The organism is Aggregatimonas sangjinii, assembly GCF_005943945.1.
Taxonomy (GTDB): Bacteria; Bacteroidota; Bacteroidia; order Flavobacteriales; family Flavobacteriaceae; genus Pelagihabitans; species Pelagihabitans sangjinii.
Map to the genome: position 1 here is coordinate 1,507,284 of NZ_CP040710.1, position 22,641 is coordinate 1,529,924.

Below are 22,641 nucleotides of genomic sequence, written 5' to 3' on the forward strand. Positions count from 1 at the left end.
ATGCAAGCTAATTTCAAGGGATTTTCCACAAAGGAGACAGACTTCAAAGCCCTACTTACTTCGTATACCAAGCATTGGAAATGGTTTCTACTCTCCATATTGGCGGCGTTATCGGTTGCTTACGTGTACATCAGATACAAAATACCTGAATATAAGGTTCAGGCAAAGATCAAAGTGCTCGAAGAAAAAAATGGGTCACCTGAAATGTCAATCTACAAAGACCTAGATCTTTTCGGTGCAGGAAAGAATAAGGTCGAAGATGAGATAGAAGTACTAAATTCCAGATCCAATTATTTGGAAGTGGTAAAACAGCTCGGTATTAATGTGGTACTCAGAAATGTTGGTACGGTCACCGAAAGCGAGATTTACCGAACGCCACCCATTAAATTAAGTTTTTTAGAAGCCGACTCCATAGTCAGAAGGGCGCGGTCAAGTTTCTATCTGGATATTTCTTCTACGACCACATTTGGTTTTAGTGAAGAACAAGATGGCCCCGTTAAGGTGTATTCTTTCGGCAAGGCGATACCGACCGACGTAGGTGAGGTAATCATCACGACCAATGTCGAGCATTTTAACAGTTACAAAGGCAAAAAAATAAAAGTTGAAATTTCACCTTTAGTAGACGTTGCCTTGGCCTATAAGACAAGAACTTCGATAGCTCCGGCACAGGATTTTTCGAATATCGTTAACCTTTCCCTGAATGACCCGATACCGCAAAAGGCAATTGATGTGCTGAATACCCTCATCGGTATTTACAACAAAAATGCCATAGATGATAAGAGGGTCATTGCCGAGCGAACTTTTGATTTCATCAACGATAGGATCGCCGATATTTCGGGAACGCTTACCGATACCGATGAGAATGCAGAACAATTTCAAACACGACGGGGGGTAGTTGACATAAATGCGCAAACCAGTGTCAACTTGACCGTTGGCGCGCAAAATAGCCAAGAACTTCAGAATGCAACTACGCAATTGAACATCGCTAGCTCGATGAAGGAAATCGTTAGTAGTGAAGACGGTTATCAAGAATTACCATCGAATGTGGGCTTGAACGATCCTACTATCGCAGCGAATACAGCTAAATACAATGAATTGGTGAGGGAGCGAAAGCGACTGTTGAAGAACGCCAATGAACAGAACCCGATGATCATTAACTTAGACCAACAATTGGACGGTCTAAAAAATAGTGTGGCATCTAGTGTTGGTAGTATGGTAAACAACCTAAGTTTACAGGTCAATAGTCTAAGTAATAACCAAAGAACCATTAACTCAAGAATATATTCCGCTCCGAGTAATGCTAGGGCCTTGCGGGACATTACGAGAAAACAGGAAACGACAGAATCGTTATTTCTCTACTTATTACAGCGTCGTGAGGAATCCCAAGTTGGTCTAGCGTCTACCTCGCCGCAATCTAAGATAATAGACAATGCGTATAGAACCAGTCGCGCTCCGGTATCCCCTAAGAAATCGATTGTTTACTTGGCATTTCTTATTGTTGGCTTCGCTATACCATTTTCAATCCTCTATGCAAACGATTTATTGGATGATAAGGTTCACAATAAGACCGGTTTAGAAAAAATGGTTAAAGACATTCCGGTGCTCGCCGAGCTGCCGCGTTTAGCTAAAAAGGAATCTAAACTCATTCGAAAAGATGATCGTTCGGTGCTAGCGGAATCGTTAAGGATATTAAGGACGAATTTAGATTACCTGATGAAATCCAAGAGAACCACGGGTAAGAATAACGTGGTGTATGTTACCTCAAGTGTATCTGGGGAGGGTAAAACGTTCCTTTCATCTAATTTGGCCATGATTTTCGCCAACACCGGAAAGCGGGTTTTGCTTATCGGTGCCGATATCAGGAATCCTAAACTTTATACCTTTTTCGACACCAAGGATGTCGATAACCTCGACAAGAACAAGAAAGCCAAACGAAGCACGAACAATGGTTTGACGGAATATCTTTATGATGACTCTATCGAGGCAAAAGATATTGTCAATTCGCTTTTGGTACAGAGCAATACCATAGATGTAGTTTATTCGGGCAAGATTCCACCCAATCCAGCTGAACTCTTGATGAGTGAACGTATGAAGGACTTAATGACCGAGATGTCGGAGGAATACGATTACGTTATTGTTGATACCGCTCCTTTAATGGTTGTGACGGATACGTTGCTAATCAGCGATTATGCCGATCATATGATTTATGTAACCCGTGCCGGTGTTACTGAGACTAGAGTGTTGGAATTCCCTAGTAAACTTAAGGCGGAAGGTAAATTAAACGGACTTTGTTTCGTCGTAAACGATGTGAAAGAGTCAAATCTGGGTTACGGCGGCAAATATGGCTATGGATATGGTAAGAGCCTTAAAAAATGGTGGAAATTCTAAAGCACTCCAGTTAAACTCCTCCGGATAATCTTAACACCGTACGCTACACTTTAGGGTACATCAATTTATGTTGTGAGCCTTCATTATACTAAGAATGTGGGATTCGTTGCGATGATTTATCGATGTAAATCTGCATCTACTTTTTTCGAAGGCCGACATCTAGAGTGCATTCGGCCATTCAACTTTTAAGAATAATTTGTTTTGATTTTTCAATCCAAACAAAACAAAACTCCGTAAATATGGCGAGGAGAGCACTTATGTCCATGCGCTGTTGTATAGGATATTGTTGTTGAACGAGTAATTTTCCGTTTTTACCGTTTTCGTTTATGAAATGGTAGGGTTACGGTTAACTTTGTTGTTTATATATTTGTATCTAGATACCCCATATCGCCATGAGAAAAAACTACACTTCAAAAGTATTCTTCATATTAGTATTTTTCTGTTGCTCAATAAGGATTTTTTCTCAGAGTCCTAGTGATGATGGGCAGTGGGGGCCGGTTATCCCTTTTGAAATCGTACCCGTTGCGGTAGCCAACCTTCCCGACGGTCGATTGATTACATGGTCAAGCCAATTTCCAAATACGTGGCTTGCCGCAGGTACCGGGATGACTTATACGCAACTTTTCGACCCTGCTACCGATAATACATTGCCCTCTACGGTTACTCAGACAGATCACGATATGTTCTGTCCTGGCATCAATAACCTGTCCGATGGGCGTATTCTTTCTGCTGGGGGTACCACTAGCGAACGCACAAGTATCTATGATCCGGTAACGAACGTTTGGAGCGAAGCTGCAGATATGAACGTACCTAGGGGGTATCAAGGAAATGTAACACTTTCCGATGGTTCGGTATTCACCGTGGGCGGTTCTTGGGATGCGGGACCCGATGGAGGTAAGAACGCCGAACTTTGGACCGAGGAAACCGGATGGGTTTATCTTCCGGGAATTGCCTCCGACGATTTTCTGTACAATACAAACGACAGGGCTTTTGAGTATGAGGGCGTTTTTAGGTTAGATAATCACGTATGGCTCTGGCCAGCGCCGAATGGAAAACTTTTTCAGGCCGGTCCAGGAGAGGAAATGCACTGGATCGACGTCGTTGGTAACAATGGTACGGGTTCATGGGTCAGTGCCGGACAACGGGCGGATGATACCTATTCAATGAAAGGAACCACGGTCATGTTCGATACCGGAAGAATACTAAAAGTAGGTGGTTCGCGATCATACGACAGTAATACCCCGGCCAAGGAGCGCTCCTTTGTTATCGATATCAATGGTACCTATGGCAGTATTCCGCCAGTAACAGAGACAGCCAATACCTTGGAGTTTGCGAGAACGATGCATAACAGTACGGTCTTACCAAATGGTGAAGTTTTGGTAACCGGAGGATTGGACCATGCCGAAACCTTTACGGATGTAGGAGCTGCCCTGACCGCGGAAATCTACAACCCAACCACGAATAGCTGGCGTAGCGTGGCAGGTATGGCTACCCCTAGAACATACCACAGTGTGGCGATATTGATGCTAGACGGCCGTGTGTTCGTTGGTGGGGGAGGGCTTTGCGACAATACCCCAGGTTGTGTAAATAATGACAATGCCGAAATTTATAGCCCGCCCTATCTTTTCGACGGGAGTGGCAATTTGGCTACAAGACCGGAAATAATGACCTTTCCGGCAACTGCGGATTATAATTCGAACATATCGGTTACCACGGATACAAACGTTACGGAATTCAGTTTAATTCGTTTTTCGGCGGCGACACATAGTACCAATAACGAACAACGTAGAATTCCACTGACTACTACAAGTGGTACTTCCCATAACCTAACCATACCAGATAGAAATCTGCTTCCACCGGGCTATTACATGTTGTTTGCTTTGGATGCGAATGGAGTGCCCTCGGAAGCGAAAGCTATTCAGATAGGAAACGATATCCCTTTAGCGACTAATCCAAGTCTGATACTCGACTTGAAATTTGACGATGCACCAGGGGCCAACGCTGCCGACGATTCTCAATACAACAATGATGCGATTGTTTATGATGTTGACAATGCCGGCGCTCAAAAAGTTGAAAATACGGCTTCGATTGTTCCAAGCGAGGGGCTTTTTGGAGGTGCTTTACGTACGGATGGGGCTAAGTTTCAAAGTAACACGATTGCTGAGATACCGTATTCCGAATCTTTGGGTTCCATCAATCGTTTCGTAACGGTGATGGCATGGGTGAACCGGGATGAAATTGTGAATAACGCGAGCGTTTACAGCAACGACTACCCGAATACTTTTTTCGGATTTCACAATAGCCTATACAAATGGGAATTCTTTACCGAAGACGGTCAGGCCAGTTGCTACGCAGGTTATACACCCACGAGTCAATGGGTACACATGGCGGCTACTTACGATGGGAATATGGCTAGATTGTATGCCAACGGCGTCGAGATATGCGCCAAACCGATTACCGGAGACATTTTGGTCACTTCTGCCGATGCGAACCCTAATTTCAATGCCTTTAGTACTTCAGGTTTCTATGAAAGGCGGACACCGGCACAAATTGGGGAACCTACAAATAACAGCGGTGTAACCGATGAACTTGATGGTCGAATAGACGAGTTAAAGGTATACAATAAGGTATTTTCGGCCGAGGAAATAAAGGAGGTCTTTGAAATAGGGGAGGCCCTAGCCGAAGTAACGGATTGTCCAGAGGGCACGATTGTGACCGAATTTAAGATAGGTGCTTCTGGAACTTGGACTGAGAGTCCGAACATCAATGCCCCTGAAGGCTCGGAAGTTTATATACGAGCCAAGGATTATGTTGGCGATTACTTCGTGACGACTCCCGAAATTGATGGAAATACGTTTATGTCGACCGCGGATTTCGACACTGCCGACGGCTATCGTTTAGATACGGGAACGAATAGAGGAAACAACGATGGGCTGGTTAATGTTGACGATTCTGGCCAATATGTTCTTACCACAGCAGATGGTTGTCCGGCAGTGATCAATCTCACTGTAATAGGAACTTGTGGTCCTGGCGATACGCAAATAGAGTCGGAATTTCGGATAAATGGCGATTGGGATACTCCCCTAAATGGTCAAACCGAAATTACTTTGGAGGAAGGTACGGAGCTTTGGCTAAGTGCAACGCCAAATGAAGTAAATGGTAGTAACTTACTCATTACCATAACCTTGCCAAACGGAGATGTGGTAGGCGATGATTACAATTTAGGCCCGGTATCGGAAACCAGTCAAGGTACCTATATCATAAGTTCCCAGGAAGGATGTTCAGTGGCCGTAGTGCTTACAGTATCGGAATTAGACTGTAGTACGCTAGGATTGCAGTCGGAATACAAAATCAACGATAATCTATATCAAATTGACAATCCAACGGCCACGTTGCCGGAAGGAGCCGAATTAACGCTCAGCATTGCACCCGAAAACACTATATTTTCGGTCACCGACCCCAACGGTACAGAGGTATACAACGGATCAACGAATTATATAATCGATAATGTAAACGTTGCAGATCACGATGGATTATTTACGCTCACTACGGCTGCAGGTTGTTTTGTAACAGTTGACGTAACTGTAGAACCGGTCGATTGTGCGAACGTGATGACCGAGTATCAAATCAATAGTGGCCTATATCAGGTGGGGGAATCTGAGGTAGGTGTAGAGGAGAACGCCAGATTGGCATTGAGTATCGCTCCCAACGATATCCCGTTCACCGTAACCTTGCCCGATGGTTCAGTAGAAAATGTTCGGGCTGGCCTTGATTACGTAATAGATGCCATAGCCTTAAGTCAGTCAGGTACCTACACTTTTAATACCCCTGTTTCGGATTGTACATTAAGTTTAGATGTAACCGTGGCAGGAATAGACTGTGATGCTATTGATTCCGAATACCAAATAAATCAAAATCTCTTTCAGATAAATGAACCAACGGCCGAGATGGATGAGGGGAGCAGATTGACTTTAAGCATAGAACCCGATGATGCACCCTATACTATAACACTCCCCAATGGCACTGTCGAAAATGTTGCGGCCAATACGGATTTTGTTATTGAAAATGTAGATCAGACACATAATGGCGACTTTATACTGACCGCCAAGAACGGATGTGAAAAGACCATTACGGTAATCGTGAACGAAATTGATTGTTCGGAAGTGGCTGCCGAATATCGTGTGGGTGATACTCCATGGGTTTCGAACGCCACAGAAGTAACTATCGATGAAGGGCAACAACTACTAATAAGTTTGTTCCCTAACGATTTACCTTACATGATTACCGACCCTTCCGGCACGGAAACTAATTTTGCCTCTGGCTTGGAAAATTATACGATTGCTAATGCTTCGCAGTCCGATGCTGGTACATACATATTGACTACCTCGGGAACGGGTTGTTCGGTTAGTCTGAACGTAAATGTAAATAATCCAGCTTGTACAGCCTTAAATCTAAGACCTGAATACAGTATCAATGGGGGTGATTTCGTAGAGGGAACAACTGGTGAATCATTGGTTTTGGACGAAGGGGATATGCTTGTGCTCAGTGCACTTCCGGATATGGATAACGGAACTCCGATTCCGGTTACGATTACGTTACCCAATGGTACAGAGGTTAGCGACGGTCATGAAATCACCTCGTTGACAGCAACTGATGAGGGGTCTTATCTTTTTACTACAGACATTGGTTGCACGACCAATTTACAAGTAGTCGTGAATCCCGCTGGTGTTGATTGTGCCGACGTGAACCTTGTTCCGGAATATAGTATCAATGGCGCGGCCTTCCAGGTGGGTACTGATGGGGAAACCTTGACGTTGACTGAAGGAGATGGCATTGTTTTCAGTGCATCACCAGAAGACTATAATGGTCTTCCCGTAAATGTAACCCTAACGCTACCCGACACTAGTTTTGTATCCGATGGTTACGAAATCGTTTCGTTGACCAGTGCTGATAATGGGGTATACACTTTTACATCCGATTCCGGCTGTACAACAACATTAAGCCTGGTGGTCGATGAAGATGAACCCTCAGAATGTACAGGTACTAGTATTACTCCAGAGTATTTCATTAATAATCAAACGACGCAAAGTGGCGGTGAATCCATTCTACTACCCATCGGAAGTAGCTTAGTGCTCGGAATTGTACAAGATGATGCTTTTACCATAACCTTGCCCAATGGTACTGAGATTACAGGGGAGTATACCATTGATAGTATTCAAATGACCGACGCAGGGGTATATACCTTTACTTCGGAGCAAGGTTGTACCAGTCGCTTTAACGTTTCGATTACCGAAGAAGGTATTTCCGATGGTACGCTGAATGACATGATTGTCTATCCCAATCCAGTACGAGATGGCATGCTGCACTTCGCTCTAGAAGATTATATGGGTCAGGAGATTCGGGTGCAAATAAATGATATTTACGGAAAAACTATTCTTAGAAATGTTTTCCAATCAACGCACCAAGCTGATGAAGTAATTGATATTTCCATCTTAAACGAAGGCATATACATAGTCATTATTTCGAGGAATACTGATAATGACGTGGCTTTTAAGAAGGTAATCAAATTAGGCGGACTTTAATTTACATAATGCTTGATTACAGCCTCTTAAGCGAGTTGCGTGATGTAAATAGTATTTGTCTACCATACATACACCAAAATGAACCGTTTGATATTAGAACCATACAACCCGTACAATTCTTTAGGTACGGGTAAGGTGGTTGTATAGAATGTCTTAAATTTACGACTCGAAATTAACCTTCCCCTTTTCTTTAATTGGTTGAAATCAATCTTTTCTAGGGAAACAGATTGATAAAAAACTTATGGTTTATGGGAAAGCTTTCTTTTTTTTACTGCAGTGTCGCATTTTTTATATCAATTCTCTGCACTACATCTACTACGGCGCAAACACCCTCCCAGGAAGGTGCATGGGGAGATGTAATACCTTTTGAAATCGTTCCTGTTGCCGTTGCTAATCTTCCGGATGGGCAATTGATTACTTGGTCGAGTCAATTTCCAAATACTTTTGTAGGTTCCGGCACGGGTATGACGCTTACGCAACTCTTTGATCCCGCTATTGATGCAACCCTGCCTGCGACCACTACCCAGACCGATCATGACATGTTCTGTCCTGGTATCAATAACCTTTCCGATGGCCGCATCTTATCGGCTGGCGGAACCAGTAGTCAGCGAACCAGCATTTATGATCCAAGTACAGGGACATGGAGTAAAGCAGACGACATGAACGTGCCCAGGGGATACCAGGGAAATGTTACGCTTTCCGATGGTTCCGTTTTTACGGTCGGAGGGTCTTGGGATGTCGGTCCCGATGGAGGGAAGAATGCGGAATTATGGACACCGGAAACAGGATGGTCCTATCTTCCAGGCATAGATTCCGATGATTTTTTACACAATGCCAACGATAGGGTCTTGGAAAGTCAAGGACTTTTCAGACTCGATAATCATGTATGGTTATGGCCTGCCCCTAACGGAACGATATTTCAAGCAGGTCCAGGAGAACAAATGCATTGGATCGATGTCAATGGAAATAATGGAGCAGGTTCTTGGGTGACTGCAGGTCAGCGATCAAACGACACCTATTCCATGAAGGGGACTACCGTAATGTTCGATATCGGAAAAGTGCTCAAGGTGGGGGGGTCACGTTCTTACGATAGCAATACCCCAGCGAAGGAGCGTTCTTTCGTAATCGATATCAATGGTACCTATGGTAGCACCGCCACCGTTACCGAAACGGCGAATACACTAGAGTTTGCAAGAACCATGCATAATAGTACGGTATTGCCTAACGGCGAGGTATTGGTAACCGGAGGACTTGATCATGCGGAGACATTTACCGATATAGGTGCTGCGCTTACCGCTGAAATCTACAATCCGACTACAAATAGCTGGCGGAGTGTGGCCGGTATGGCAACGCCTAGAACCTACCACAGTGTAGCGATTTTATTGTTGGACGGTCGTGTGTTCGTGGGTGGTGGTGGCCTTTGTGACAATACACCAGGTTGCGTAAACAACGATAATGCAGAAATTTACAGTCCGCCTTACCTTTTCGATGCAACCGGAAACTTGGCCACTAGGCCTGAAATTATTACGACTCCTTTAACGGCCGATTACAATAGCTCGATTACGGTAGAGACCGATCGTAACGTATCTGAATTTAGCCTGATTCGATTTTCGGCTGCTACACACAGTACCAATAATGAACAGCGTAGAATTCCATTGGCAACGGTAGAAGGCACTTCCCATACATTGACAATACCGGATAGGAATTTGCTTCCACCGGGCTATTATATGCTTTTTGCCCTTAATGCAGATGGCGTGCCCTCGGTTGCCAAAGCCATTCGAATAGGTACCGATATCCCATTAGTTACAGACCCCAGCCTAGTGTTGGATTTAAAATTCGACGATGCCTCAGGTTCAGACTTAGCGGATGCTTCTCAGTATGCCAATGATGCTTCGATCTATGACGTTGATAATAACCGCGCCGTAAAGGAGGCCAATTCCAATAGCCTAGGTACCGGATTGTTTGGCGGAGCTCTGGTAACCGATGGTTTTAAGTTTCAAAGCAATACCATAGCCGAAATCCCGTATTCGGAGTCCATCGCATCCATTGATCGATTCGTTACGGTTTTGGCGTGGGTAAAGCGGGATGAAGTTGTGAATAATGCTAGCATCTTTACCCATGACTACCCGAACATGTTCTTCGGCTTTCACAATAGTCTTTATAAATGGGAATTTGATACCGACCAGGGCAGGGCAAGTTGTTATGCTGGATATACTCCACCTGGAGTGTGGGTGCACATGGCTGCTACCTACGACGGCGAAACTGCCAGATTATATGCAAATGGACAGGAAATATCGGCCAAGTTGATATCAGGCAATATTAGAATCAACCCCTCCGAACCTGATTTTTCCTCATTTAATGTATCTGGATTTTATGAGAGAAGAACCAATCCGAGTGGAGATTACAATGGAAGCGGGGTAACCGATGAATTGGATGGCAGTATTGATGAGTTGAAGGTATATAATAAGGTTTTAAATGCAGAAGAGATAAAGGCCATTTTTGATTTGGGCCAGGGTTTACCAATGGTGCCTGAATGTGTTTCACAACCTCTCGTTGCGGAGTATAAAATCGGGGCTTCCGGTACTTGGATATCAGGGGCTAACGTAAATGCGAACGAGGGAGAAGCCATTTATATAAGAATCAAGGATTTTTCGGATGAATTTTTAATTACGATTCCCGAAATAGATGGCGATACGTTCAGTTCTCTTTCTGATTTTAACACCGCCGATGGGTACAGAATAGGAACCGGTACAAGAAGAGGGGATAACGATGGTCTTTTGGATTCCGAGGATTCTGGCCAGTACGTGTTAACTACGACTGAAGGTTGCCTAACGGTGATTAACCTATCCGTTATCGGGGTATGTGGCCCGGAAGATACACCGATTATTCCCGAATATCGCTTGAACGGTGTTTGGCAGAGTGGAGAAAACAATTTAAATGTAGAAGAAGGTACCGAGGTGATGTTCAGTATTCTACCTAATAATTTGGATGTTACCGTTACATTCCCGGATGGTACGGTCGTCGGTGATGATTATAACTTAGGCGAAGTGACCAATGTACAAAACGGGCCTTATATTTTAACATCTGCGGAAGGTTGTTCTACTATCGTACATCTTACGGTAGGTGATGCCGAATGTCCTGAAGGTACAATAGTTCCGGAATATACGATTGATGGGGTAGCGCAAAGTGGAGCGAATACGATTACCGTAGATGAAGGTCAGGAGGTAATATTAAGTATCCTGCCCGATAATCTAGGCACCATTATTACTCTTCCAAATGGAGCTGTGGTAGGCGATAATTATGTTATCGATGGTATTTTACCCGCCCAAAGCGGGGAATATACATTTACTTCAACGACGGGTTGTACGGCTACTTTAAACATCGATGTAACTGCCGGTTGCAGCCCTGGTCAGATTATTCCCGAATACAGATTGGACGGTGTTTGGGATAGCGGTTTGAACGATTTGAATGTTGCTGTGGGCACAGAGGTAATGTTCAGCATGTTACCCAACTATATTGGGGTAACCGTCACGTTTCCTGATGGTACGGTAGTGGGCGATGACTTTAATATTGGTGCAGTCGATGAATCCGATAGTGGTGCCTATACCTTACTATCTGCCGAGGGATGTAGTACGAATATAAATTTAACGGTAGGTGATGCCAATTGTCTATCAGGCGATGTTGTTCCTGTATATACCATAGATGGGATCACCCAAAGTGGGGCTGGTGCCATTACGATACAAGAAGGGCAATCCGTCGTTTTGAGCATATTACCAGATGGAGTAGGTGCTGCGATTACGCTTCCTAACGGCGATCAGGTAGGTGATACTTATGACTTGGGCCATGTCGCTCCCGCGCAGAGCGGCACGTACACATTTACTTCGTCGGAAGGCTGCGTCGAAACATTGGATATTACGGTGGAAGCGCTTTCATGCCAAACTGGCGACCTGATTCCGGAATACACCATAGATGGGAGTACCCAGAGTGGTTCAGGTACTATCACCATCCTAGAAGGTCAATCGGTCGTTTTAAGCATGTTGCCCGACGGGATAGGCCTTACGATTACGCTTCCTAGCGGTACTGAGGTGGTCGACAATTACGACTTGGGCAATGTCGTTCCTTCACAAAGTGGCATCTATACGTTTACTTCGGCCGACGGCTGCGTCGAAACATTGGATATCATTGTAGAAGCGGCCGATAACTGCCAACCAGGCCAAATCATTCCGGAATACCGTTTGGATGGTATTTGGGATAGCGGATTAAACGACTTGACTGTTGCCGTGGGCACCGAGGTTATGTTCAGTATGTTGCCCAACAACATTGGCGTAACCGTTGAGTTTCCCGACGGTACGATAGTAGGCGACGATTTTAATATTGGTACGGTAACCCCCGCCAACAATGGTGCTTACATACTAAGGTCATCCCAAGGCTGTACAACGATTATCAATTTAATGGTAGGGGACGAAGGATGCCAATCTGGCGATGTGCTTCCGGAATATACTATTGACGGTATCACCCAAAGTGGAGCCGATGCCATCACAATCCAAGAAGGCCAATCGGTCGTCTTGAGCATGCTGCCAGACGGAGTAGGTCTGACGATTACGCTTCCGAACGGTACCCAGGTAGGTGACGATTATGACTTGGGCAATGTGGTCTCTTCCCAAAGCGGTATTTATACGTTCACCTCGGCCGAAGGCTGCGTCGAAACATTGGATATCACAGTGGAAACGATTTCATGCCAAGCTGGTGATGTGATTCCGGAGTACACCATTGACGGAATCACCCAAAGCGGGGCCGGTGCCATCACGATACAAGAAGGCCAATCGGTCGTCTTGAGCATGCTGCCAGACGGCGTAGGTCTGACGATTACGCTTCCGAACGGTACCCAGGTAGGTGACGATTATGACTTGGGCAATGTGGTCCCTTCCCAAAGCGGTATTTATACATTTACCTCGGCCGAAGGCTGCGTCGAAACATTGGATATCACAGTGGAAACGATTTCATGCCAAGCTGGTGATGTGATTCCGGAGTACACCATTGACGGAATCACCCAAAGTGGAGCCGGTGCCATCACGATACAAGAAGGCCAATCGGTCGTCTTGAGCATGCTGCCAGACGGCGTAAGTCTGACGATTACGCTTCCGAACGGAACCGAGGTGGGCGACAACCATGATCTCGGTAATGTGGTCCCTTCCCAAAGCGGTATTTATACATTTACCTCGGCCGAAGGCTGCGTCGAAACATTGGATATCACAGTGGAAACGATTTCATGCCAAGCTGGTGATGTGATTCCGGAGTACACCATTGACGGAATCACCCAAAGCGGGGCCGGTGCCATTACGGTACAAGAAGGCCAATCCGTCCTTTTGAGCATGTTGCCCGACGGAGTAGGTCTAACGATTACGCTTCCGAACGGCGACCAGGTGGGCGACAACTATAATCTCGGTAATGTGATCCCTTCCCAAAGCGGTATTTATACGTTTACTTCGGCCGAAGGCTGCGGCGAAATACTGGACATTACTGTGGAAGCAGACGATAACTGCCAACCTGGTCAGATTATTCCGGAATACCGCTTGAATGGTATTTGGGACAGTGGTTTGAACGATTTAACGGTGGCTTATGGTACTGGCGTCATGTTCAGTATGTTGCCCAACAATATCGGGGTAACCGTCGAGTTTCCCGACGGTACTATAGTCGGCGATAATTACAACATTGGTGCGGTAACCCCGACCAATAATGGTGCGTACATACTAAGGTCGTCCCAAGGCTGTCAAACAACAATCAATCTAACGGTAGAAGAGCAAAACTGTCAGCCCGATGCTGTAATTCCCGAGTATACGGTTGACGGAAATACGCAAAGCGGGGCTGGGAATATTACCGTAGAAGAGGGGCAATTAGTTGTCTTAAGCATGGTGCCGGACGGTATCGGTCTTACGATTACCCTTCCCAGCGGTGCGCAAGTGGGTGACAACTACAACCTTGGAAATATAATCCCTTCGCAGGGCGGCATCTACACCTTTACTTCTGATGCCGGCTGTGTTGAGACGTTGACAATCAACGTGAATCCTGCCTCCTGCCAGCCTGGGGATATTATTCCCGAATACCGCCTAGACGGCATCTGGTCGAGTGGTTTGAATGATTTGACCGTAGATGAAGGTACAGAAGTCATGTTCAGCATGCTTCCGAACAATATAGGTGTAACGGTCGAGTTCCCTAACGGAACCGTAGTCGGCGATGATTTTAATATTGGCGCCGTGACGTCTGCAAATAATGGTGCCTATGTATTGACTTCCTCCGCGGGCTGCCAGACGACCATCAATCTGACCGTGGCATCGGCTAGCAGGGCAGATTTTAACACCGGTACTGCGGATAGCACAGCGAATGATACGTTCACAAGAGGGGTGTCGATGGTGTATCCGAATCCGACCGAAGGACTATTGCATATAAATCTTAATGGTTTTGAAAATCAGCAGTTGGTGGCAATGGTCTTCAATTCGATGGGGCAACTGGTTTTTGAAAGCCATTTTAATAAGGAACATGGCGTTCAGGAACAAATTGATTTGAACACGCTGCCCGATGGATTATATCGTCTCACGCTGCAAAGTGCAACCCACAAGCAGATACATTCGGTCTTAATAAGAAGGTAAGTTTATGGCCAAAACTATGCTAACTGAAATTGTAGGTAGTACTATCGATCAACGGCCTTAGGGTATCGGCGAGCTTTTTAGATATTTTCATTTCTTTTAGCGATGTAAGCTGATGAAAGTTATGCACATCACTTGCAATAAAATCGTATAGTCCCTCATCGAGTAATTTCATTGCCGTTTTTTGAACATCCTTTCCATAATATTCGCTTAAGGACAACATGTTTAGTTGATAGAGAATACCGTTCTTTTTGTATATGGTGTGTTTACCGAGTCTATTGTACAGAAAAACATAGCGTTCCGGGTGGGCCAAAATAGCAAAATAACGTTGGGAGGCCAGTTTTTGTATGGCGCTATCGAAATTTATCGAAGGCTGCAGGTACGACATCTCTATCAATACGTAGTTTTTGCCCAACGGCATGATTTCGCCTTTTTCTAGAATCGTTTCGAAATTTGCATCAATCATATGTTCGGCAGCTGCCGTAATAACAGTATTTAAATCGATTCTCCCGATTTCGGAGTGCAACTCGGCCAACGCCTTTTCAATTGTCTGGGGAGTGTTGGGGTAGTAGTTGTGCATAATATGAGGGGTCGCTACAAAGTTCGTAACGCCAAAATCCGAAAATCCCTTAAGCAGTACTATGGATTCCTCGACATTTTTTGCGCCATCATCTATGCCGGGTAGGATATGATTGTGTATGTCGACAAATCCCTCTAAAGTATCGATCAGAAATTTTTTTCGAGTAAAGAAACTTATCATTTATGGTAGCTTGGTATGCAAAAATAGTACAATTAAGTTAACAGCGATATCGGCGTTTTAGTATGCGGCGTATGGGTAAGGGTTTTGTTGATAATTATTAAAACGCTTTTATGCGAACCCTAAAAACAACAACTATTTTTGTGCGTTTTAAAGGATATGCGAAAACTCGAAATCGGGGATAAACTGTATAACGTAAAACAGAATGGTTTCGCTGATTTTGCACGCTATTCATTTTCGGAGGTTGTACGGCTTACCAAAACACTGGCAGTTCTTAAAAATGGGATACGCCTCTTCAATCAACCCAAGGTATCTTATATAATGGAAGATATCGGCTATGCGGTTTCTAGGCAAAAAGGAGTGCATTGGCATCTGGTTTCGCTGGCTGCCATACGAAATGCGCAAATTGAAAATGAAAAAATAGCTGCGCATGATTGGTTCGAAATAAAGGTATTCACCCTACAGGAAAAGCAATTGCTATATCAAAAGTTTAAAGAGCTGAATTTGGAAGGTTGAAAACGGAACGACTGATTCTACCAAAATAGAAGCGTCATGTTTCACTGGGGATTCAGCTGTATTTGGGAGATGTAGATGTTGCTTGATGTAGTTTTTACAAGTTTCATAAAAGGTCTTAAATGAAGATATACCACTTGAAATAGTATGTACAAAAGATACTGTTGCCACATGCTCCTCAAGATAAAGTTTTGACGATTATGGGTATTTTTACCCGTCAAAAGGGATATTCATTTTGCTGTGATCAACAATGATAAACAAAATAATAGGTTATCTCAATAGACCCTATCCGTATTACTACGGGCGGTGGCACAAAATACTGCTGATTTTGGCAACAGTCGCTTTACTCAGTTTTTTGTTCAGTTACTTTTTTGAACCCTTTGAGGTCAACAGGACGGAGCATAAGCTTGACTACTTTTGGATTTGCCTGCTACACGCCCTGCTGCCCGTGGGGATTGCCTTTGTCTATTTTCTAGTTTTGGATAAGACGCAAGGCGATACCATCAAGTGGACTTTAGGCAAAGAGGCATTGCATTTATCGATTCTGCTCGTTTTAATCGGTATCGGTAGTTTTTTGATTAGGGATGTTATTTATGATAAACCCGATAACTGGTCCGTGCGCTACTTCCGCGAAGAAATCAAAAATACATTTCTGGTCGGTATGCTATTGTTGGCCGTGTTGTTGCCCTTGAATTTGGAACGGCTCTTTAAGAAATACCAGACCGGTGCGCGACAATTAAATGTAAATAGACTCCGTCGTGCCACGAATGAGCGTGTCGTTACGATTGAAACATCGGTCCCTTCTGAAAATTTCCGCTTGAATATTTCAGATTTCCTATTTGCAAAGGTGTATGGTAATTATGTTGAAATCTATTGGAAAGAAGGCAACGAGGTCATGAAAAAACTAGTTCGATTATCGCTAAAAGACCTTCGGGAACAGCTCACTACGTTCGGGTCAATTTTTCAAAGCCATCGCTCTTTTCTAATTCAGACGGATAACGTAAAAGCGGTATCGGGAAATGCACAAGGCTATCTGCTTTCATTTGAGGACTGTACTCTTAAAGTACCGGTTTCCCGCTCGAAAATCGCCGAATTCAATACGGTCTTCACTTCAAACAAATGATTTTTCATGTATTTCGTCCCTCGCGTTTGTCATACGTCACATACCTATAAATAATGTATAGCCAGCGCTTAGGTTTGCACCTTTCAAACAAACAGAAAGTATGCAGCAAAGCCAAAGACGTTATGATATTGATTGGTGGCGGGTAATTGCCATCATTGCCGTTTACCTGCACCATATTTGTATGCCTTTTAATGGTGACGGGTATCACATCGTAAACGCCGAATCGAGTAAGGTCTTGGATGATGTGATGGTCTTCTTTGAGCAAATCAGACTACCTTTGCTTTTTTTGATTTCCGGTACGGCAACTGTTTTCGCCTTTTCAAAGAGGTCTTGGTGGCAATTTGTAAGAGAACGCAGTTACCGACTTTTAATTCCGCTTGTTTTTGGGTTGCTGTTTATCGTTCCGCCACAGACCTATTATGAGCACATCGAAGCTTTTGATTCCTTTGGTCATTTTTATGCCCAACTCTTTTCCCATCTCGAGGTCAATCATCTTTGGTTTATCGAAAATCTATTTTACATTTCCTTGGGCTGTATTCCTCTAATTCTTTTTCTGCGTTCTCAACGATCTCGTGTGATCAGGAAACATATCGAAAAGCAAAGCAACTTCACATACAGCATCTTTTTATGGGCGCTGTTGGTCATTTTTATAAAAGTAGCTTCTAAAATTTATTTTCCGGAAGATTCAAAAAGTATTACAAACCTATCATCTACGCTATTCTATGGTTTCTTCTTCATAGCTGGAATCGTGCTTGCAACTGTGCCAAACTTATGGGGATTTCTTAAGAAATTTCGAAGGGTAAACTTGATTATGGCCATCATTGGTACGCTATTTTTCTACGGTTATTATTATTTGCCCGATGAAATCGCGTCGGAATACTTGAGCATAGATGCCCGATGGGCTATTTGGCATGGTGTATCGAGCTGGATAAGCTGGTCGGTCATTATTTCGCTGCTAGGCTACGGACAGATTTGGTTCAATCGGTCAAGTAAAATACTGACGAAGGCCAACGAGGCCATTTATCCATTTTATATACTTCATCAAACGGTCATCGTAGCAATGGCATATTACATCGTTCGGTTGGATGTGTCGATTTTATGGAAAATAACCCTTTTATTGGGGTCGACATTTCCTTTTATTTTACTGGTATACCGCTTTTTGATTTACCCATTTAAACTACCAAGAATTTTATTTGGGATAAAAAAGGATAAAATGAGTTGTTCATAAGGTTCGAGTAGTGTAGAAAGTTACCTTGACGACATATTTGCCAAGAGCGGATAGCGCTAATTGCCTCCATAAACCATTATTCTTTATTGTGTATAGGTAAATCTTTCCAGAATAGCATTGTAAGCTTCTGCTTAGCCCTTATAGCATTGTAGGTTTATGTGTTCATTCTCTATTTCGAAAACAAACAATTCTCTGCGTGGAAGCGGATTTTTCATTACAAAAAATTTCGAACGATGTGCGATGAGCAGGTCAAACGGAATGAACAGTGCCAAATCGCAATGATTTTGACAGTTGGAAACTTCGATGTTATTTGGATTCAGTGGTTTTGACACTATCCAGTTTTGACATAATCATCGTATGTTCCTTTTCCATCATCACGTGCTCTTCCTCCATATCGGTATGTTCGTCCATCAGCTTTTTATGGGTTTCCATCATTTCAGAGAGTTGTACTTCCATCTCGGCAGCGGATTTTTCGCCGAACCCCTTTCGGAGTTCGTCATGTGCACTGAAGATTTCATCGTGTCCCTCTAACAGTGCATCGTGCGTTTTTAGAATAACTTCGTGTCTTGCGACATCTTCCAAAATGGTCGAATCTTGAAGTTCCATGCCTTCCAAACTAGATTTGAATTCTTGATGTTTCTGCGACATTCCTTCATGAACGGACTTGAACTTAGAATGGGCTTGGGAAAGGCTATCATGTTGCGCCTGCAGTTTGTCAAATTTTTCAGCAAGTTCTTTTTTTTGGTCGTCACATCCTATCACCACCAATAAAAGAATTAAGAATACACTATGTAAAGTTTTCATATGTTAAATTTTAGATTATATCAAAAGTATAAAACAGCCACGAAAATTTTTATCTCTTTTGTGGATAAAATGAATCGTATCACGTCGCAAATAAATGATCCTGACCTGAAATTTGAAGCGTATGATTTTATGACCGGCTCTATTAAATGAGTTGAGCGTATTGATAAGCACAGTTGATTTTAAGAAATAAATCATTTTCGCCAATGTTTCTTCTCCAGCTTGATTGACGGTGTCGAGAATTCCGAGTTGTAACAAATGAATTGATTGGATTAAAATCGAACGATTTATGTAATTGAGGGTACTAGGTTGATAAAAAAGCACTTTAAGAGGCGGCATATTATTTTCATTCATTTGTTGCCAACAATGCCGGGTTCACCCGCGGCATGATATGAAAATGGATGCAATTCGTGCTTACTTCCCGATGCAAAAATTAGCAAAAATATTGCCCAACAAATCGTCGGAAGTAATCTCGCCCGTGATTTCCCCGAAATGGTATAAGGCCTGACGGATATCAATGGCCAATAGGTCGCTAGGCACTCCTGATGTTAAGCCCAGTTGAACCTTTTCAACCTCTTCCAAGGCTTTTAGTAAAGAATTGTAATGCCTTGTATTGGTAATAATTGTATCGTTGTTTTTTAACGCTCCTGTATTAACGAATTCCAAAAGTTTTGTTTGTAGTTCTTCCAGCCCTACATTTCTTTTTGCTGAAAGCATTTGCACTACGATACCTTCGACCTTGCTGAGTATTGAATTAAGGTTTGCTTTCGCATCTCTGTCAATTTGGTCAATCTTGTTGACTACGACTACTAGGGGCTTTTCTGGATAGTTCTTTCTTATCTTCTCAATCTCTTGCAATTGCGGAAATAGTTCTCCGGCCTGGGGAGGCATGCCGAAGGCAGAGGGGTTCCGTTTTGGGAAGAACCGACTTGAATCTACTAAGTATAGTACCACTTGGGCCTTTTCGATTTTCTCAAACGTTTTTTGGATACCCATTCCTTCCACGATGTCTTTCGTTTCGCGGATTCCGGCAGTATCTATAAAACGAAAACCGATACCCCCGATACTAATGTCATCTTCAATGGTATCGCGTGTGGTACCCGCTATTTCGGAGACCAAAGCCCGGTCTTCGTTTAAAAGTGCATTTAAGAGGGTCGATTTGCCTACGTTGGGCTCACCAACTATGGCTACGGGAATTCCGTTTTTAATGACATTGCCCACGGCAAAAGAATCGATAAGACGTTTCAGTACCGTTGAAATCCTATTTAGGAGATCGGTAAATTGGGTTCTATCCGCAAATTCGACGTCCTCTTCCGCAAAATCGAGTTCTAATTCAATTAATGAGGCAAAATCAAGGAGTTCATCCCGCAATTTTTTGATTTCGTTGCTAAAGCCACCGCGCATCTGTTGCATGGCGATTTGATGACTGGCCTCATTGTCGGCGGCAATCAGGTCGGCGACAGCTTCGGCTTGACTCAAATCGAGTTTTCCATTTAGGAATGCACGCAGCGTAAATTCGCCTGCGTGAGCACTGCGACAACCGTTGCGAAGCAATAATTGTATGATTTGTTGTTGAATGTAAGGAGAGCCGTGACACGAAATTTCAACAACATCCTCACCCGTATACGAGTGCGGTCCTTTGAAAACAGAGACCAATGCTTCGTCCAGAATGGTATCGGCATCCACGATCTGTCCGAAATGTACGGTATGGCTTTTCTGCTTTTTTAAATCTTTGTTGCGAATCGATTTAAAAAAAGGGGCCGCCAAAGAAATAGCACCCTCACCCGAAATGCGGATGATACCAATAGCGCCTGCTCCCGCAGGTGTTGCCAACGCAACGATCGTATCTGAGTTGAACATAGGGCAAAAGTACGAAATCGATTCACTTCGGTACCTATCTACCTTAAAGAGTGCGTTGTTCGAAATGCGTTAGTAATCTTTGTATTGCAGTCAAGAAATTAGTGCCACTTGATTGGATTTTAATTGTAAATTGAATACTATTCCATATTGAACAATAATAAAGAAAACGAGTTATGAAATATAAAACAATAGCAACAACGGCCCTTGGGGTACTTTCAATAGTAATGGTAAGTGCTCAGGAAATTTCAAATGTACAACCGGATTTAGTTATCATTTCCGAAGTGAATATGGCTAATTTGAGAAAAAGGATTGAAATCGCGGAGCAAGCTGCCGAGAAGGCCGAAGATGTTCGCAAAAATGCCCGAAAGGAAGAAAGAAAAGCAGAGCGAGAGCTTGACGATTTGGAAGATTTGTTAGAGGATATCGAAAAAAGCAAGGAAGAGATTGCCGAAGCACGGGAGAATATCAGGGAACTCGAAGCAGAACTGGCCAATGCTTCGAATAACCTATCGACTAAAGATGTTATATCGCTAAGAGAGGATATTTTGGATGAGAAAAAGGACATTCTCAAAGAACAAGAAAAGCTGCGAGATCTCGCAAAGGATTTAAGATAACCGCATAAAAAAATTTAATTGAATAGCGGATTTACTGCATTCACAGCTACAATTAGACCGTTCTATCGTAAGAAAATTACCGACAATACATTTTCGAATTATTGAAATCTTTGCTGTGGCTTTAATACCTTTACACCGTGTAAATTAAACCCTCGATATTGAAAATATGGGGATATGTATCCAAATTCAATAAAAGTATACAGATATGAAAAATCCAATATTGGTCTTGTTTGCCATAATCGCAATGAGTACCGCTGGTTACGCACAGGAGTCGGAAACCCAAAAAGATTCCGTGCAGTTGCGAGCGGACGCTGAAGCGGAGAGGCTTGCAATGATAGAAAAGATAGAACAGGCCGAAAAGGAAGCAAAAGAGGCTGAAAAAGCAGCGAAGAAAGCGGAAAAAGAGCGTAAAAAGGCGGAAAAACTTGAAAAGAAGCTAAAGAAAATCCAAGATAATATCGCAGACACCAAAAAGGATATTGCGAAGGACGAGCGCAAAATCATACGGATGGAAGCCGATATGGCTCAGGATAAGCTAAAGGGGAAACTCTCCCCGAATGACATCACGAAAATCAATCAAAAGATAAATAAATTGAAAGAAGGGATACTGAAGGATAAGGCGAAATTGAGAAAATTGGAGCGGAAAATATAGTCGCGCTACTATTGCTGACTACGGTGATTTTGTAACAATTTTGATGAAAATACGTCTTATAGGTAAACCCCTTAAAATTAGTTATTATGGAAATCATCAATCAACAATCAGCTGTAAGGACCGATAATCAATTATTGGCCTTGACACACGCATCACAATTATTGACCTATGTAACCGGATTTGGTGGACTCATCGTTCCACTGGTCATTTGGTTGACGTCTAAAGATTCGGTAGAAGGAATGGATGAACACGGTAGGTCTATCATCAACTTTCAATTAACATTGCTCTTATGGCTCGCCATCAGCATTCCGGCCATTTTATTATTGGGTCTAGGTCTACTTGGCATTCTATTCGTTGGCGTCGTTGGGTTTATTATGCCCATCGTAAATGCGGTACGAGCTGCCAATGGGGAATCGCCAAGTCAGTTTTCTACTATAAGATTTATCTAATTGATATTCGCTCGTTCAGCGCAATAAAAA

The 22,641-nt window shown here is 43.4% G+C and carries 12 protein-coding genes; 9 read left to right on the top strand and 3 right to left on the bottom strand.

Annotated elements, in window-relative coordinates; translation table 11 throughout:
- From FGM00_RS06045 to FGM00_RS06055, 3 genes are all read left to right on the top strand, one after another.
- Complete coding sequence (locus FGM00_RS06045; RefSeq protein WP_138852032.1) at positions 1–2,388, top strand: GumC family protein; 2,388 nt, start codon at positions 1–3, stop codon at positions 2,386–2,388.
- A gap of 392 nt (positions 2,389–2,780) precedes the next feature.
- Entirely contained in the window at positions 2,781–7,970 is a 5,190-nt protein-coding gene (locus tag FGM00_RS06050) for a galactose oxidase-like domain-containing protein (protein WP_138852033.1), read from the top strand.
- Between the two features lie 248 nt (positions 7,971–8,218).
- Complete coding sequence (locus tag FGM00_RS06055) at positions 8,219–14,617, top strand: galactose oxidase-like domain-containing protein (RefSeq protein WP_138852034.1); 6,399 nt, start codon at positions 8,219–8,221, stop codon at positions 14,615–14,617.
- Positions 14,618–14,636: 19 nt separating this feature from the next.
- Here the strand turns inward: FGM00_RS06055 and FGM00_RS06060 are convergent, their stop codons facing one another.
- Positions 14,637–15,374, bottom strand: a complete 738-nt coding sequence (locus tag FGM00_RS06060) for a tyrosine-protein phosphatase (protein WP_138852035.1) — start codon at positions 15,372–15,374, stop codon at positions 14,637–14,639.
- Positions 15,375–15,530: 156 nt separating this feature from the next.
- On the opposite strand from FGM00_RS06060, the gene FGM00_RS06065 reads away from it, so the two are divergent.
- The 3 genes from FGM00_RS06065 to FGM00_RS06075 all read left to right on the top strand — a co-directional run bounded on the left by FGM00_RS06065 (position 15,531) and on the right by FGM00_RS06075 (position 18,235).
- Positions 15,531–15,887 carry a pyruvate kinase gene (locus tag FGM00_RS06065; protein ID WP_138852036.1) on the top strand — a complete coding sequence of 119 codons (357 nt, stop codon included), beginning with the start codon at positions 15,531–15,533 and terminating at the stop codon, positions 15,885–15,887.
- A gap of 247 nt (positions 15,888–16,134) precedes the next feature.
- Entirely contained in the window at positions 16,135–17,007 is an 873-nt protein-coding gene (locus FGM00_RS06070) for a LytTR family DNA-binding domain-containing protein (protein WP_138852037.1), read from the top strand.
- A gap of 100 nt (positions 17,008–17,107) precedes the next feature.
- Positions 17,108–18,235, top strand: coding sequence for an acyltransferase family protein (locus FGM00_RS06075; RefSeq protein ID WP_138852038.1), 1,128 nt, complete (start codon positions 17,108–17,110; stop codon positions 18,233–18,235).
- Between the two features lie 306 nt (positions 18,236–18,541).
- Here the strand turns inward: FGM00_RS06075 and FGM00_RS06080 are convergent, their stop codons facing one another.
- Both FGM00_RS06080 and mnmE read right to left on the bottom strand, forming a co-directional pair.
- Entirely contained in the window at positions 18,542–19,039 is a 498-nt protein-coding gene (locus tag FGM00_RS06080) for a hypothetical protein (RefSeq protein WP_138852039.1), read from the bottom strand.
- Between the two features lie 411 nt (positions 19,040–19,450).
- On the bottom strand, positions 19,451–20,896 hold the full coding sequence (gene mnmE, locus FGM00_RS06085; RefSeq protein ID WP_138852040.1) for a tRNA uridine-5-carboxymethylaminomethyl(34) synthesis GTPase MnmE: 1,446 nt from the start codon (positions 20,894–20,896) through the stop codon (positions 19,451–19,453).
- A gap of 173 nt (positions 20,897–21,069) precedes the next feature.
- On the opposite strand from mnmE, the gene FGM00_RS06090 reads away from it, so the two are divergent.
- From FGM00_RS06090 to FGM00_RS06100, 3 genes are all read left to right on the top strand, one after another.
- Positions 21,070–21,510, top strand: a complete 441-nt coding sequence (locus FGM00_RS06090; protein ID WP_138852041.1) for a hypothetical protein — start codon at positions 21,070–21,072, stop codon at positions 21,508–21,510.
- 205 nt (positions 21,511–21,715) lie between these two features.
- Positions 21,716–22,162 carry a hypothetical protein gene (locus tag FGM00_RS06095; RefSeq protein WP_138852042.1) on the top strand — a complete coding sequence of 149 codons (447 nt, stop codon included), beginning with the start codon at positions 21,716–21,718 and terminating at the stop codon, positions 22,160–22,162.
- Between the two features lie 86 nt (positions 22,163–22,248).
- Complete coding sequence (locus tag FGM00_RS06100; RefSeq protein WP_138852043.1) at positions 22,249–22,611, top strand: DUF4870 domain-containing protein; 363 nt, start codon at positions 22,249–22,251, stop codon at positions 22,609–22,611.
- The last annotated feature ends 30 nt before the right edge of the window (positions 22,612–22,641 follow it).

Bases quoted from the DNA above. Each gene is read 5' to 3' on its own strand.
- FGM00_RS06045 (WP_138852032.1), top strand. From the start codon at position 1: ATGCAAGCTAATTTCAAGGGATTTTCCACAAAGGAGACAGACTTCAAA.
- FGM00_RS06070 (WP_138852037.1), top strand. From the start codon at position 16,135: ATGATAAACAAAATAATAGGTTATCTCAATAGACCCTATCCGTATTAC.
- FGM00_RS06065 (WP_138852036.1), top strand. From the start codon at position 15,531: ATGCGAAAACTCGAAATCGGGGATAAACTGTATAACGTAAAACAGAAT.
- FGM00_RS06055 (WP_138852034.1), top strand. From the start codon at position 8,219: ATGGGAAAGCTTTCTTTTTTTTACTGCAGTGTCGCATTTTTTATATCA.
- FGM00_RS06060 (WP_138852035.1), bottom strand. From the start codon at position 15,374: ATGATAAGTTTCTTTACTCGAAAAAAATTTCTGATCGATACTTTAGAG.
- FGM00_RS06075 (WP_138852038.1), top strand. From the start codon at position 17,108: ATGCAGCAAAGCCAAAGACGTTATGATATTGATTGGTGGCGGGTAATT.
- FGM00_RS06100 (WP_138852043.1), top strand. From the start codon at position 22,249: ATGGAAATCATCAATCAACAATCAGCTGTAAGGACCGATAATCAATTA.
- FGM00_RS06095 (WP_138852042.1), top strand. From the start codon at position 21,716: ATGAAAAATCCAATATTGGTCTTGTTTGCCATAATCGCAATGAGTACC.
- FGM00_RS06080 (WP_138852039.1), bottom strand. From the start codon at position 19,039: ATGAAAACTTTACATAGTGTATTCTTAATTCTTTTATTGGTGGTGATA.
- FGM00_RS06050 (WP_138852033.1), top strand. From the start codon at position 2,781: ATGAGAAAAAACTACACTTCAAAAGTATTCTTCATATTAGTATTTTTC.
- mnmE (WP_138852040.1), bottom strand. From the start codon at position 20,896: ATGTTCAACTCAGATACGATCGTTGCGTTGGCAACACCTGCGGGAGCA.
- FGM00_RS06090 (WP_138852041.1), top strand. From the start codon at position 21,070: ATGAAATATAAAACAATAGCAACAACGGCCCTTGGGGTACTTTCAATA.